The 14,586-nt window shown below is 47.6% G+C and carries 11 protein-coding genes; 6 read left to right on the top strand and 5 right to left on the bottom strand.

What is annotated here, in order from left to right; genetic code table 11:
- Positions 1-17: 17 nt before the first annotated feature.
- Positions 18-2,237 carry a UvrD-helicase domain-containing protein gene (locus tag ABU615_RS06730; protein WP_370388729.1) on the bottom strand — a complete coding sequence of 740 codons (2,220 nt, stop codon included), beginning with the start codon at positions 2,235-2,237 and terminating at the stop codon, positions 18-20.
- Positions 2,238-2,722: 485 nt separating this feature from the next.
- Positions 2,723-3,655: a LysR family transcriptional regulator gene (locus ABU615_RS06725; RefSeq protein WP_267390953.1), complete on the bottom strand. Its 933-nt coding sequence runs from the start codon at positions 3,653-3,655 to the stop codon at positions 2,723-2,725.
- A 301-nt stretch (positions 3,656-3,956) separates the two neighbouring features.
- Between ABU615_RS06725 and metE the strand changes: the two genes are divergently transcribed.
- A complete protein-coding gene (gene metE, locus ABU615_RS06720) occupies positions 3,957-6,230 on the top strand; it encodes a 5-methyltetrahydropteroyltriglutamate--homocysteine S-methyltransferase (protein WP_370388728.1) in 2,274 nt (757 codons plus the stop codon).
- A gap of 679 nt (positions 6,231-6,909) precedes the next feature.
- Here metE and ABU615_RS06715 read toward each other — a convergent pair.
- From ABU615_RS06715 to bioH, 3 genes are read right to left on the bottom strand one after another with little or no spacing between them, the layout of a single operon-like run.
- Positions 6,910-7,800 (bottom strand): patatin-like phospholipase family protein, encoded by an 891-nt coding sequence (locus ABU615_RS06715; RefSeq protein WP_370386690.1) that lies wholly within the window; start codon positions 7,798-7,800, stop codon positions 6,910-6,912.
- Between the two features lie 15 nt (positions 7,801-7,815).
- Positions 7,816-8,631 carry a class I SAM-dependent methyltransferase gene (locus ABU615_RS06710; protein ID WP_367490279.1) on the bottom strand — a complete coding sequence of 272 codons (816 nt, stop codon included), beginning with the start codon at positions 8,629-8,631 and terminating at the stop codon, positions 7,816-7,818.
- On the bottom strand, positions 8,628-9,380 hold the full coding sequence (bioH, locus tag ABU615_RS06705) for a pimeloyl-ACP methyl ester esterase BioH (protein ID WP_267390949.1): 753 nt from the start codon (positions 9,378-9,380) through the stop codon (positions 8,628-8,630). Before bioH ends, ABU615_RS06710 begins: the two co-directional genes overlap by 4 nt.
- Here bioH and ABU615_RS06700 point away from each other — a divergent pair.
- The 5 genes from ABU615_RS06700 to ftsY all read left to right on the top strand — a co-directional run bounded on the left by ABU615_RS06700 (position 9,379) and on the right by ftsY (position 14,091).
- Positions 9,379-10,089 (top strand): ComF family protein, encoded by a 711-nt coding sequence (locus ABU615_RS06700; protein WP_367490282.1) that lies wholly within the window; start codon positions 9,379-9,381, stop codon positions 10,087-10,089. The genes bioH and ABU615_RS06700 overlap by 2 nt on opposite strands.
- 377 nt (positions 10,090-10,466) lie before the next feature.
- A complete protein-coding gene (locus tag ABU615_RS06695; RefSeq protein WP_323811353.1) occupies positions 10,467-11,162 on the top strand; it encodes a septal ring lytic transglycosylase RlpA family protein in 696 nt (231 codons plus the stop codon).
- A gap of 78 nt (positions 11,163-11,240) precedes the next feature.
- Positions 11,241-11,819, top strand: a complete 579-nt coding sequence (gene ruvA, locus ABU615_RS06690; protein WP_100151497.1) for a Holliday junction branch migration protein RuvA — start codon at positions 11,241-11,243, stop codon at positions 11,817-11,819.
- Between the two features lie 41 nt (positions 11,820-11,860).
- Positions 11,861-12,409, top strand: coding sequence for a 5'-3'-deoxyribonucleotidase (locus tag ABU615_RS06685; RefSeq protein ID WP_370388727.1), 549 nt, complete (start codon positions 11,861-11,863; stop codon positions 12,407-12,409).
- A 407-nt stretch (positions 12,410-12,816) separates the two neighbouring features.
- Complete coding sequence (ftsY, locus tag ABU615_RS06680; protein WP_370388726.1) at positions 12,817-14,091, top strand: signal recognition particle-docking protein FtsY; 1,275 nt, start codon at positions 12,817-12,819, stop codon at positions 14,089-14,091.
- Positions 14,092-14,586: the final 495 nt, after the last annotated feature.

Here is a 14,586-nt window from a genome sequence, read left to right as displayed (position 1 = left end):
GTAACCTGAGTAACGGTTTAAGAAATAATGGTCAGTTTGTCTTTGGCAAATACGGTATCTAGCTCTTTGATTCCCTGTTTGCCGAAGTTTATGGTCAGACGCGCGCCTTCTGCTTTGTGTGTGGCATCGATAATGACGCCGGTACCGAAACGCTCGTGATGCACATTCTGCCCCAGCTGGAAGCCGTCGAAATCTGGGCTGGCTTGTGTTTCAGCCAGTTTGCTGCGGCTATGAAATGGATTGGTGCGCTGTGTGCTCTGCTGTCTGGCTATCAAAGAGTTTTTGTGTGCTGACAGGTATTGCAGTACTGCTTCGGGTATTTCATCCACAAAGCGTGATGGTAAGGCAAAGTGAGTCTGTCCGTGTAGTAGCCGTTGCTCGGCCATGGTTAGATACAAGCGTTTACGTGCTCGGGTGATGGCGACATACATGAGACGCCGCTCTTCTTCCAGTCCGTCGCGCTCAGCCATACTGTATTCGCTCGGAAACAGGCCTTCTTCCAGTCCAGTAAGAAAAACCCCGTCAAATTCGAGACCTTTAGCCGCATGAACTGTCATTAATTGCAAAGCATCCTCGCCCTGCCCAGCCTGATGTTCGCCTGCTTCGAGTGAGGCGGTGCTTAGAAATGACAATACTGCGAATAATGGGTCGTTTGGGTCATAGTCGGATTCAAATTCAAATCCTGATTCTTGTGGCTTGAATGCTACGGCTGCATTGAGAAGTTCTTCTAGATTGTTGATGCGTTCCTGCTGCTCGCCTTTTTGGGTACGGTAATATTCCATCAGCCCGCTGTCGTAGATGGCAGCAGCCATGATTTCCGGCAGGGAAATCTGCGTAGCTTGAAGCTGAAGATTTTCTATCAGACGCACAAAAGCGGCAATTTTGCTGTTTTTGGACGCCAGATTGGTAGCAGCCTGCCATAGTGAGGTATTGGCTTCGTTGGCTGCTGCCTGAATATTTTCAATGCTGCGGGCGCCGATTCCGCGAGTGGGTACATTGATGATGCGCAAAAGTGCGTTATCATCATCGGGATTGACGGCCAGCCGCAGATATGCCAGTGCATTTTTGATTTCCTGCCGTTCATAAAAACGCAAACCGCCATAGATTTTGTAGGGAATACCGGCGCGAAATAAGGCTTGTTCCAGTACACGCGATTGAGCATTGCTGCGATACAGTATTGCCATCTGTATATAGTCTAGTCCTTCACGATGCAAAGCTTTTACTTCATCGACAACAAATTGAGCTTCTTCTATATCATTTATCGCTTGTAAGACGCGAATTTTTTCTCCGGTGCCTGCTTCGGTACGCAGATTTTTTCCCAGACGGCTGGCATTATGCGCAATCACGGCGTTGGCTGCGGTAAGAATGTTACCAACGGAGCGGTAATTTTGTTCCAGCCGAATGGGTTCGCTCACGTTAAATTCATGCAGAAAGCGGGTCATATTGGCTACTTCGGCTCCGCGGAAGCGATAAATACTCTGATCATCGTCGCCGACTGCGAAAAACGCTGCTTGTTTTCCGGCAAGCAGTTTTAACCATGCATACTGAAGTTTGTTGGTGTCCTGAAATTCATCAATGAGTACATGGTTAAAGCGGTTTTGATAATGGCTCCGTAGTACATCATTATTTTGCAGAATTTCGTAACTGCGCAGCATCAGCTCGGCAAAATCCACTACACCTTCATTCTGGCACAGGCTGTCATAGGCAGCGTAGCATTCAATCATTTGCCGCTCATGCGGGTCGCGTGCGCTTAGCTGGGAGGCACGCAAACCGTTTTCTTTCTGAGCATTGATGAATCCTTGCAGGCTACGCGGAGCAATAATTTCATCAGAAATATTGAGTTGTTTGAGCAAGCGCTTAATCACAGATAGCTGGTCACCCATGTCCAGAATCTGAAACGTTTTCGGCAGGCCGGCTTCTTGATAATGCAGGCGCAGAAAACGATGGCACAGACCATGGAAGGTACCCAGCCACATGGCGCGTACTGATACTGGTAACAGGGCGCTTAGGCGCAATTGCATTTCTTTGGCTGCTTTATTGGTGAAGGTCACAGCCAGTATGCTGTGGACACTGGCTTGGCCTGTTTGTAATAACCAAGCAATACGGGTGGTAAGTACCCTTGTTTTGCCACTGCCGGCGCCGGCCAGCACCAAAGCAGGCTGCGCCGGCCAAGTGACGGCGGCTAATTGTTCACTATTGAGGCCGGTCAGTAAACCGGAAGAAGATAGAATTTCCATAGCGCTTATTGTAGCCGATTGAGGCTGAAAAATCGCAAGGAAAAATATGTTAATGGATTATTAACAGTTTCTGTGAACAGGAATAATCAGCTTTAATTGAACGTTTAAACAGGAAAATTCTATAAAGGTAAATACCGGTAGGTGAAAACCGTGCTTTTTGGAAAAAAACTCTGCTTTTTTCTGGCATTCAGTGTATGTACACAAACAAACTGTGAACATGTCTTCACCTGCAGCTAGAACCGTATCCTGCTCAGACTGTTTCTATCCTTCTTCAGATAACTTGTAGCGGTGCCACTCCGGTCGCCGTTATTTATTCACTACCAGTTTAGCGCAGATGGAAATCATGAGTGCTTATCTGGTTTTCGCAGACATGAATATAATTGGTATTGTATCTACTTTGGGATTCGCTTCAGATGCGGCAAGCTGCCAACATTTTTTACAACTGTCGAACCACTCCCAAGGTAAATTGTCTGTGTCGTTGGAAATTAATCGGGGGTGCTCAGTGGGCTAAGACCGGGTAAATCGGCGAAACTGCGCTCACGCACAATTTGGCAGAAACTATCCAGATAGCTTTTGCTGTGGTCTGATTCGCGCATTGCTGCATACAGCTCACTTTGCAATGGAATGTCGCCAATCTGGCGTGCCACCACGTAACCTTTCTCCAGATAGGGCATCACCGTCCAATATGGCAAAGCTGCTATACCACGCCGGCTTGAAACCAGCTGGATGATGGCAATAGTTAATTCGCTGTTGCGGCGTGCGGGCTGTACGCCTGCTGGTTTCAATACTTTGCGGATTAAATCCAGCATATCGTCCGGTACTGGATAGGTAATCAGTGTTTCGTCGGTGAAGTCCTGCGCATGCCAGACACTTTTGGCGGCCAGTGGATGGTCTTTGGCGCAAATTCCCACCATTTCATAGGCAAATAAAGGCTGAAAAAGAATTCCTGGTTGAGGTGCATATTCAGACACAATGGCCAGATCGGCACGATGGGTCAGCAGTAATCCAACCGGATCGGCCTGAAAACCAGACACGATGTCTAACTCCACTTTCGGCCACAGCGGCCGGAACGCATCCATGGCTGGCATCAGCCAGTCGAAACAGGTGTGGCATTCCACAGCCACGCGCAGCTCCCCTGCTTCGCCTTCAATAATCTGCGCCATATCCAGCTCAGCTACGGTGACCAGAGGCGTGATTTCGCGCGCCAGTTGCAGTAGGCGTTCGCCTACGGGTGTAAAGTGAATGGGGCTGGATTTGCGTTCAAAGAGTGGTGTGCCGTAAAACTGTTCTAGCACCCGTATTTGATGTGATAGCGCAGACTGGGTCAGAAATACTCGCTTGGCTGCCATGGAAACACTTCCGGTTTCTTCGAGAGCTAGCAAAGTGCGTAAATGACGCAGCTCAATAATCGACTCCATATTTTCCGCCTTTAATGATCATTTTAACCACGAATACAAGTTAAAAAATTCATAAACAATCGTTTTGTTTATTAATTAAGAGTGATATGGCTATGCTGATTATTTCTCTTCGAATAGCCATTTATCTGTTTTCGTACTATACACTTACATACCTTATCATATTCTCGTACTGCATAGTGTCTGATTGGTATATTAAAATTTTTCATGTAGAACTGCAAAATTTATCGCTTGTCGTCATGTCTTAACTACCGCACACTGACTATTATCGAAATTTATTTTTCACAAATAGGGAGAAACACTTATGAATACATTCCATTTATCCGGTTATCCGCGTGTTGGCGCTAAACGCGAACTCAAATTTGCTGTTGAAGCGTTTTGGAAAGGCAGCAAAAGTGAGGCTGAGCTGCGGCAGACCGCCGCGGATATTCGTCAGAGAAACTGGGCTACTCAGATAGCGGCTGGCGCTGACCTGCTGCCGGTTGGTGATTTTTCTTATTATGACCATGTGCTGGATACTCTGTGTGCGCTTGGCGCTATTCCGGCTCGTTTTGGGTTTGATGCGGCCACGCTTACTCTTAGCCAGTATTTTGAGCTTGCTCGCGGTAATGCCACTCAGGTGGCTATGGAAATGACCAAATGGTTTGATACCAACTACCACTATATTGTGCCGGAATGGCATCAGGACACCAGCTTTAAAGCCAATGCCGCCAATCTGATTGCACAGATCGAAGAAGCCAAAGCCACTGGCCACGATATCAAACCGACGCTGGTAGGTCCGCTGACGTTGCTGTGGCTGGGTAAGGAAAAAGATGCCGGTCATAACCGTTTGGAACTGCTACCACGTCTGTTGCCTGAATATCAGAAATTGCTGCGTGAACTGGCCAATGCCGGTGTGGACTGGATACAGATTGATGAACCGATTCTGGCTGTGGACATTGCGCGTGAATGGCTGGATGCGTTTGCACCTACCTATCAGGAGCTGGCTATTACTGGTACCCGCATTATCATCGGTACTTATTTTGGAAGTGTGGCCGAACACCTGAACTTACTCAAAAATTTGCCTGTAAATGGTGTACACATTGACTGTGTCCGTGCACCCGAGCAGCTGGCCGAGTTTGCCAATGTATGGCCAGAAAACAAAGTTCTGTCCGTTGGCCTGATTGATGGCCGCAACGTATGGCGTGCCAATCTGCGTGAAGTAATCGATTTGCTGGCACCGGTAGCCACTCAGTTGGGCAACAATCTGTGGATTGCACCGAGCTGCTCATTGCTGCATAGCCCGCAGGATTTGAATGTAGAAGAGAAACTTAACCCAGAAATCAAAAACTGGCTGGCCTTTGCCGCCCAGAAATTACAAGAGCTGGGTATTATCAAACAAGCTCTGGCACATGGTAAGGACACGGTACAGGAAGCTCTAGCTGCTTCTGATGCTGCTGCTGCCGGACGTAAGACCAGTAAACTGATTCATAACGATCAGGTTGCTGCGCGTGTAGCTAATTTGCGTGCTCATGCTGACCAACGTCATAGCCCGTTTGCAGAGCGGATTGAGAAGCAGCAGGCGTGGATGAAGCTGCCGTTGTTGCCCACTACAACCATTGGTTCCTTCCCGCAAACTCAAGAAATCCGGCAGGCACGTGCGGCTTTCAAAAAAGGTGAGCTGAGTGCCGCTGATTATGAAGCTGCAATGAAAAAAGATATCGCCTACTGTGTTGAGCAGCAGGAAAAACTGGATATCGATGTATTGGTGCACGGTGAAGCCGAACGCAATGACATGGTGGAATACTTTGGTGAGCAGCTGGATGGCTACTGCTTTACTCAGTATGGCTGGGTACAAAGCTATGGTTCCCGCTGTGTAAAACCGCCGATTATCTTTGGTGATGTCGCCCGCCCGAAAGCCATGACCGTAGCGTGGTCTGCCTATGCTCAGTCGCTAACCAAACGGCCGATGAAAGGTATGCTGACCGGTCCGGTAACCATGATGAAATGGAGTTTCGTGCGCAATGACGTACCATTGAGCTTGGTGTGCAAACAGATTGCTCTGGCCTTAAACGATGAAGTGCTGGATCTGGAAAAAGCCGGCATCCGCGTCATTCAGATTGATGAACCGGCTATTCGCGAAGCTTTGCCGCTGAAACGTGCGCAATGGGATGAATATCTGGATTGGGCGTGTGAATCTTTCCGCCTGACGTCTACCGATGCCGACGACAGTACACAGATTCATACCCATATGTGCTATTCAGAATTCAATGATATTCTGCCAGCAATTGCCAGCATGGATGCTGATGTTATTACCATCGAAACCTCACGTTCTGATATGGAATTGCTCGATGCCTTTGTGAAATTCAGCTATCCAAACGATATAGGCCCCGGCGTATATGATATCCACAGCCCGCGCGTACCTACTGAAGCTGAAGTGGAGCATCTGCTGCGCAAAGCACTGAAAGTTATCGACCAACGACGCTTGTGGGTAAATCCAGACTGTGGTCTGAAAACCCGTGGCTGGCCGGAAACCACGGCAGCTTTAGAAGTGATGGTAAAAGTGACTAAAAAACTGCGTGCTGAACTGAAAGCCTAAAATTGATTCAGTATCATATTATCCAACCGCCTCGTTTATCGGGGCGGTTTTCTTTATGGGTTTTCCATGATTATCATAAAAATTGCAGCAAAACGGCTGCACATAGATAAGTATAAAAAGGTTCGACAGTGGGGTTCGGTAATGTCTATTGGTATGTATTCAGTTTATTCTATACTGGCTGCGTTACACATAAGCAGGAAATGCATTACCTGAATGACAGTTTTGTTTATAGTGCTTTGGCTGACTGTCTATATGATAAATGGAAGTATTTGGTTGTTGCTGATAACAATTAGATATTCATTTTGTAACAACTAAGCTTGCGTATATAAAAAACTAAAATGAATTGCCAGAAATAGTTTTATTCATATTATTCAACCAGTAGATTCACATAGATGGTTTCCTGCTTATACTAAATACAAACCGTGTAAATATCTTTTTATCATTTTTTAATTATGAAATTCTTGATTGCCTGAAAATGATTCAGTTTACAGTTAACGCTAATATTGTGAATTAGCTCATGTTGTTTATGGCATATGAGTAAAAAATTATTGATTATTTTAGTTAATAATCATTAAATTGCCACTATCATGGATTGCATTATTTTTAACAAGATTAACCAGAATTAAAACGCAGACTGCCACAGCGGCAGCCTGCATCCGATTACTCCAGTACAGAACGCTTAGTTAACTTGATATTTGGCCAGAACCGCGCGAATTTGTGGCAAAGCGGCACGCGCTGCTTGCTCACCCAGCTGAATAGCCTGTGTTTTCTGGTCGAAGCCGCCAACTGTACCCAGCTTCTGTACCTGTGGCCGGATAACCACCTGCGCTTTACTTAGCTCGCTGTTCAGTGCCGAAGCGCTCATGATATTCAGGCTCTGGTCTAAATAAGAAAAAAAGCCTTCACTGGTCAGGCGCGCCGGTTTGGCGGAAATATCCACCGCAATGACCACATTGGCACCAAGTTGTCGGGCGGCGGTGACCGGCACTGGTGCTACCAAACCACCGTCCACAAAACGTTTATTGCCAATTACCGTTGGCTGAAAAATATTTGGAATGCTTGCCGAGGCGCGTACAGCCTGTCCGGCATTGCCATTGTTGAACACTGCCATGCGGCCAGTACCGAATTCAGTGGCCACAGCACCAAAGCGGATAGGAAATTGCTGAATCGGTTTATTCCTTACCTTCGCATTGATGTAATCCTGTAGTTTCTGTCCCTTGATAAAGCCGGAAGTAGACAGCACTGGATCCACCAGATCGGTTTTATTTAGAATTTCTGCTTCCAGCTCCAGCCGGTCGGGGCTCATACCAGAGGCGTACATACTGCCTACCAGCGCGCCAGCACTGGTGCCAGTCACCACTCGTATCGGAATATGGTTTTCCTGTAAAACTTTTATCACCCCGATATGCGCAAACCCTTTGGATACCCCGCCACCAAGTGCCAGCCCGATAACCGCACGCGGCTTGGTTGCCGCTGTTGGGGTGACAGGAGTAGTGCTTTTACAAGCAGAAAGACTACCGAAAACCGAAATAATCACAGCACAAGTACGCAGCAATACAGTAAATTTCATATTTATATTTTTATATTAAGGTTGGGAAGAGTGAGTGGAAGACGATGGATAAAACTGTATCGGTGCAACGTTCTCTGGAAGAATCTGTTTTTTCACACCATGTCCGTACACCAGTTCCAGCGTGACATTCTGTATATCTTCATTCTGCCACGCCTGTGCCAGAATACGTACAGCCTCAATTTCGTTGTCAAATTTCAGACTCTGCCACAGACCAGCTGTGCGCATATCTTCGATAAAGCGTTCTGGCTTAGTATATTGCAGCGTAAGCATATTCATATCCATCACCGGATCATAAAAACCGTGCTGATACAGCATGTCGCCAAGGTCGTGCATATCGAGTAGCCTCGGCGCGCTGACCACTATACCCGCAGCGCGCCACAGTGTCAGGACTTCTTTTAATGTATCCGGCCCAAAGTGGCTAAAAAACAGCAGACCGTCAGGGCGCAAAGCACCAGCCCAGTTTTCAATCACCGCTACTGCATCTGGCTGATGAATCAGGCCAAGATTACTCCATACCATATCCGCCGCCTGATTATCCGGCAGCCGGTCGGTTGCGATCTGTTCCGGCAGACTGCTATTGAGCTTCTGCCACCAGCTCTGTTTGGCTTTTCGAATCGCCTGTGCTGCCTGAAGATAGCAGCTGCGACTATCATATTCATGGAAACAAGCTTGTGGATAACGCATTTTAAGTAAGCGGTAGCTTTCATTGCCATCAGCGGCGGCCAGCAAAATGTGCTGCGGTGGCTGTTTCAGAATACTCAGGCGTTCGTCTAGCGTCGCGGCCAGATGTGCATGCAGAAACCAGTCTGGCTGGTGTGGCAGAGTTGTCATGTGTATTGTTCCCAAAACCGACCCAGTACACGGGCAAATTCATCAGGATGGCTTAAAAACGGTGTATGAGCAGCCTGCGGCAGCAGATGCCATTCACTCTGCGGCAGTTGCTGATGCAGATATTCGCCCATGCGTGGCGGCGTTATGGTATCGCGCCCACCGTAAACCAGTAATACCGGACAGTGTAAGCTACTGAGTAGCGGGCGTAAATCTGCTTGTTCTAACGCATGCAAAGCCGCGTTAAGAGCAACCGGTGCTCCGTACTGGCAAATGGCCGGCAGCAGATGCTGCATGCCGGTTTGTATCCCCGTATCCGCATACAGCATCTGCAACTGTAGAAACTGTTGCATGTATTTGGGATAATCTATCCTGAATTTGTCTGCCATCTGATGCAGACTAATCTTGTGCAGGCCTTGCGGGTAGTCACTGCTGGCCAGTAATTTAGCCAGACTGGCTGTTAGACACAGCGTGGCAACCCTGTCTGGATAACGTGCGGCCATACTGATGGCCACCATACCTCCCAGCGACCAACCAAGAACATGAGCGGGTTCAGATAACTGTGCCGCTAGTTGGTCGGCAATAGTATTTATATCAAAAGTGCCATCAAACGGCGCACTGCCATGGCCGGGTAGATCCGGTGTAAGTATATGCATTTGATTTGGCAGCGGCAGGTTGGCCAGAAAAGGGTCGAAAATATGATGATTGGCACCCCAGCCGTGTATCAGTAAAGTTTGAGAAGGTGTGATCATGGGAATAGTTTCATTACTTACTTCATTCTGGCACGCCTGTATCGGCAAGCCGCACTGTTTATTATGCCACGATTATGCTGATGGCTCAGGCTTGTGCCCTCCGTGCTGGCAGGACATAAGCAACCTTCAGCGCCCAGAACGTGATATCTGTTTGCAATGCCATTCCGGCAATCTGACAGTGGGAGCTTGTGAGCAATGCGGGCAGCATTGGCCGTTTGCTCGCCTCTATGCCAGTTACCGCTATGCCACTCCACTCCGACAAATACTCAGCGCGTACAAACATCAGCGCCAGCTTGCCCTGCTCGATACCTTGGCCGCATTAATGCTGGCACGGCCGCCACAGTGGCTGGAAACCGCACAAATAGACGCAGTGCTGGCCATGCCCTTAAGCCGTCAGCGGCTGTTTAAGCGTGGCTTTAATCAAAGCCAGCTGCTTGCTGCCAGCATTGCCCGCCATTACGAGTTACCGCTGCTGCCACCGTACTGCATTGATCGCACCCACCAGCCGCCCCAGTCTACATTGAAAAAATCAGCCCGCCAGCGTAATGTACGCGGTGTATTTCACTTGAAGCAGCCCGTAAAAAAACGTAACCTGTTGTTAATTGACGATGTTGTGACCACCGGCGCAACAATTGCCGAACTAGCGCAAACCCTTAAAAAATCGGGTGCCGCACAGGTTTTTGTTTGGTCGCTGGCTCATCCGGATTGAAAAAATCTTTGACAGACAAAGGCTTGTTTGGCATAGTGTCGCCCTGATAAATTACTGATTCAATTATTAACTGCGTTACCATTTCGGCTTTTTGCCGATTAGTAAGCAACTTTCGGAACCCGCCAATGTGCTGTATTAAACCACAGTCGGTGTCAGTTCCTGCCAATTGAGGTTACTGCCTCTCCTGCCACTTTTTAGTGGCTGCCACTGTTTTTTGCTGTCTTAGTATAAATACAGTTTTACCAGACTGACGTGTTGTCGCGGACAACAAAATCTGCATGTCTGGTGTTTGCGTCTTTTACTCACAGAAACGGAAATATGGTTTGATCAGGATTAAAGTATTATTTGTTAGCGTTGTCATGATACTGGGGTTCAGCATGGCCAGTGCCAAGCAGACCGCTCATCTGTCAGCGCCGGTTTATCATGCTAAAAAATCTCTATCTAATCTTACAGTAGCACCAGCAGAGCATCTGCATAAAACAGCTAACCTTAGCTATCAGGTAGCGGGCAAACGATATTACCCGTTACAAAAAGTGGCCAGTTTCAGTCAGGTAGGCCGAGCCTCTTACTATGGTCAGAATTTTCACGGGCGCCGCACCTCATCTGGAGAGCGGTTTGACAGCCAGATGCTGACAGCAGCCCACCCCACTCTGCCTATTCCCAGCTATGCTCGGGTAACCAATCTCTCAAACGGCAAGACAGTCGTCGTGAGAGTAAACGATCGTGGCCCCTTCCACGCAAACCGTGTCATGGACTTATCTTACGCTGCGGCGCAGAAACTGGGTTTCGTCCGTGCCGGCACAGCACAGGTACGCGTAGAACAGGTACTGCCCGGCGAAAGCCTGCAACCAGCCGGCAGTGGTGGCAACATTTATGTTGATTTACAGAAATTTGCCAATAAAGAGCTGGCACAGCAGTATCTGAAAGCAACCACACAGCATCTGCAGGCTGCTGGCAGCGCACAGCAGGCCAAACTGGTGAAAGTGAAAAACAGCTACGTTGTCCGTATGGGCCCTTTCCAGCAACAACAACGTGCTGATGAAGCCAGAAAATCTATGCTGACCACACTGTAAACTCAGCAACAAACTCAGACAAAAGCCCGTGGTATCATGCACGGGCTTTTGTTTGTCCCGCGTCAGGAAAGGAACATAATGATTAGTCGTTTACGCGGTATCGTGCTAGAAAAAAATCCACCGATAGTGGTACTGGATGTACATGGCGTGGGTTACGAAGCTCAGGTGTCCATGCAAACCTTTTACAACCTACCCGCAGTCGGAGAAGAAACGGCGCTTTACACCCAGCTGGTGATACGGGAAGACGCCCATCTGCTGTTTGGCTTTGGCTCTCGCGAAGAACGCGAAACGTTCCGTGCACTTATCAAAGTAAGCGGCATCGGAGCCAAAAGCGCACTGGGCATCCTCTCCAGTCTCAGCAGTGATGAACTGGCGGCTGCTATCGCCAGCGAAGACATCAAACGCCTGACTGCTGCTCCCGGAATTGGTAAAAAAACAGCCGAGCGTCTCGTACTTGAGCTACGCGGCAAATTAGCTGCCAGTGGCGATAGCCTAGGTTTGTATGCTGCCGAAGCTGCCAGCGCAAACGAAGACATAATTAACACTTTGCTAGCCTTAGGTTATACCGATAAAGAAGCCCGCAGCGCCTGCAAAGACATACCGGCCGGTACCGACATCAGTGAAGGTGTACGACTTGCCTTAAAAAACATGTTATAAACAACACTCTGATAATCGCAGACCCCACCACAGGAAATCGTATGGCAGCCAAATTGATTTTACTCGATCAGGATGGAGTTCTGGCTGATTTTGAGCAGGGTGTAAGACAGCGCTGGCAACTAACCTACCAGCAGCCCCTACCCCTGCCAGAACGCCGACATTTCTACCTGCGTGAAGACATGGCGCCACAGTATCACCAACAGCTGACACAGATTTACAGCAGTAAGGGTTTTTTTGCCTCCCTGCCACCCATGAATCAGGGTATTCAGGCGGCCAGACGCTTACTAGAAGCAGGACACGACGTACGCATCTGCACCTCACCTATCGATGACTATCATTACTGCGTATCCGAAAAATTTGACTGGGTCGCCCGCTACTTAGGTGATGAATGGCTAAACCGCATCATTTTAGCCAAAGACAAAACATGGATTCGCGGCGATATCCTCATTGATGACAAACCCATGATAAGCGGCAGCCTGCAGCCACAATGGCAGCACTGGATTTATGATCAGCCCTACAACCGCAATGCAACCAACATCCATCGTGTAAACTGGCAAAAACCGGAAAGCTGGTCAGAATTATTGCAGTAACGCGGCAATAACAGCATTCATAACTGCATCAATACTCGTAACAGTAATCCGGAACATCACTACCAATTGCAACCAGTGAACAAATGCGAATAAAAACTAACGTCAGCAGCTATTTCAGAAATGCACAGTGCTTTCATTAGCATGGCGGAAAAAATATCCATCCGTTTTCAGAGCGCTTCGGCAATACTGTCTGCCAACATGGTTGAAACTGCCAACAACATAAGTAGAAAAAACCTTTGAGACTGATAAAAATCAAATACCGGCAAACCAAACTGGCCGTATAAATAGGTCTAAATACCATAACACATTATCAAACCAGCGGCTCTAAGCTACAATAGCACCCATATATTCATTACCAAAGACAAGCTTTTACAGAACTTTGGTTCACCTAGCATCAGGAATAACCCATGTTTGGATTTTTTAAAAGAAAAAAAAATACAGAGCCAGAGCAAGAACAAGCCAGCGTTAACCCCGCTCAGCCGGAATCAGTAGAGCAACCCGATACAGCGGCTGAAACTCATACTCAGCCTGAACCGGCTGCTTCCCACCAGAGCGTAGAAGAGCACACAGCGAATGCAGCCATCTCCGAATCTACAGCTACCGAAACAACAGAAGACATCATCGTACCGGCTGCCGTAGATGAACCGGCCGCCATTGCCACCAGCACGGAATCAGAGGTTGTTCAGGCTCCGGCCAGCGAAAACACCATCGTGATTCCTGTAGATACCACAGAAACCCCTAGCGAAACAGACAAACCAGCACGACTAGGCTGGGCAGCACGTCTCAAACAGGGCCTAAGCAAATCGCGCAACCAGATGGCCAAATCGCTGGCGTCTGTATTTGGTGGCGGCAAAATCGATGAAGACCTGTATGAAGAGCTGGAAACAGTATTGCTCACCAGTGATATGGGTATCGAAGCCACCGAAAAACTACTGGCACAGGTACGTCAGCGCGTTACTCTGAAAGGATTGAAAAACGGAAACGAACTGCGCAGCGCCCTGAAAGAAGCCTTATATGAATTACTGCAGCCACTTCAGCAGCCCTTGTCCATACCTGCTGATAAAAAACCTTTTGTTATCATGATGGCTGGCGTAAACGGCGCAGGCAAAACCACCAGTATCGGCAAACTGGCCAAATATTTTCAAAGTCAGGGTAAAAGCGTCCTCTTGGCCGCAGGTGACACATTCCGCGCAGCTGCGCGCGAGCAATTACAGCAATGGGGTGAGCGCAATAACGTAACCGTAATTGCGCAGGAATCCGGTGATTCTGCCGCCGTCTGCTTCGATGCCCTTGAAGCAGCCAAAGCACGTGGTATCGATATCGTACTGGCTGATACCGCTGGCCGCTTGCCAACCCAGCTGCATCTGATGGAAGAAATCAAAAAAGTAAAACGCGTGTTGCAAAAATCATTACCCGAAGCACCACACGAAGTCATGCTGGTACTCGATGCCAACGTCGGCCAGAACGCTATCAATCAAGTAGTCGCTTTCGACGACGCCCTTGGCTTAACCGGCCTGATCGTTTCTAAACTGGATGGCACCGCAAAAGGCGGTATCCTCGCCGCACTGGCCGCCAAACGCCCGATACCGGTACGTTTCATCGGTGTAGGCGAAAGCATCGACGATTTACGCCCGTTTGACGCCAAAGCATTTGTAGATGCATTGATTGAGGATGAGGAATAAGCTTTCAGGCAAGAAAAAAGCTGGCTGTCGAAATTGATAGTCAGCTTTTTATTTGCCAGCACAGACTATCATACGTTTCCCTATATGAAGAAATAAACAGCCTTTTTAAATTAATATAATCAATTTGCCCAATAAAATATATTCAAAGTGGATCAGACAAAAGTAATGAGCATTAAAATCTGTTTCTGCCGGTATTTGGTTATATCCACTGATCTGAACTCAATAAAAGACTAAATAAATGTGCCAGAGCTGGTATTGCCACCGATTAATTATATTCCTTAGGTCAATGCACAGAAACCGGAAAACCTTTTATAAACTAGCTTTTATATATGGTAGATGAAAGCTGGAAAAATTGCTTTAAAAACTGATTTTACTTATTTATTTAGGTTGTATTAAAAAATCATATTGAGAGAAATCAACAAGTTTAAAATCTCAATAGGATAAATTAAATAATTATTAAATAAAAACTGTATGGCGCAGAAAAAAACTTAGTTT

This window comes from Snodgrassella alvi (assembly GCF_040741455.2).
Lineage (GTDB): Bacteria > Pseudomonadota > Gammaproteobacteria > Burkholderiales > Neisseriaceae > Snodgrassella > Snodgrassella alvi_E.
The sequence above is the reverse complement of the archived record's forward strand: the minus strand, read 5'-3'. Positions and strand labels throughout refer to the sequence as shown.

Coding starts and splice junctions, on each gene's coding strand:
- ABU615_RS06700 (WP_367490282.1), top strand. CDS start 9,379: ATGGGAATAGTTTCATTACTTACTTCATTCTGGCACGCCTGTATCGGC.
- ABU615_RS06725 (WP_267390953.1), bottom strand. CDS start 3,655: ATGGAGTCGATTATTGAGCTGCGTCATTTACGCACTTTGCTAGCTCTC.
- ftsY (WP_370388726.1), top strand. CDS start 12,817: ATGTTTGGATTTTTTAAAAGAAAAAAAAATACAGAGCCAGAGCAAGAA.
- ABU615_RS06685 (WP_370388727.1), top strand. CDS start 11,861: ATGGCAGCCAAATTGATTTTACTCGATCAGGATGGAGTTCTGGCTGAT.
- ABU615_RS06730 (WP_370388729.1), bottom strand. CDS start 2,237: ATGGAAATTCTATCTTCTTCCGGTTTACTGACCGGCCTCAATAGTGAA.
- ABU615_RS06695 (WP_323811353.1), top strand. CDS start 10,467: ATGGCCAGTGCCAAGCAGACCGCTCATCTGTCAGCGCCGGTTTATCAT.
- bioH (WP_267390949.1), bottom strand. CDS start 9,380: ATGATCACACCTTCTCAAACTTTACTGATACACGGCTGGGGTGCCAAT.
- metE (WP_370388728.1), top strand. CDS start 3,957: ATGAATACATTCCATTTATCCGGTTATCCGCGTGTTGGCGCTAAACGC.
- ABU615_RS06710 (WP_367490279.1), bottom strand. CDS start 8,631: ATGACAACTCTGCCACACCAGCCAGACTGGTTTCTGCATGCACATCTG.
- ABU615_RS06715 (WP_370386690.1), bottom strand. CDS start 7,800: ATGAAATTTACTGTATTGCTGCGTACTTGTGCTGTGATTATTTCGGTT.
- ruvA (WP_100151497.1), top strand. CDS start 11,241: ATGATTAGTCGTTTACGCGGTATCGTGCTAGAAAAAAATCCACCGATA.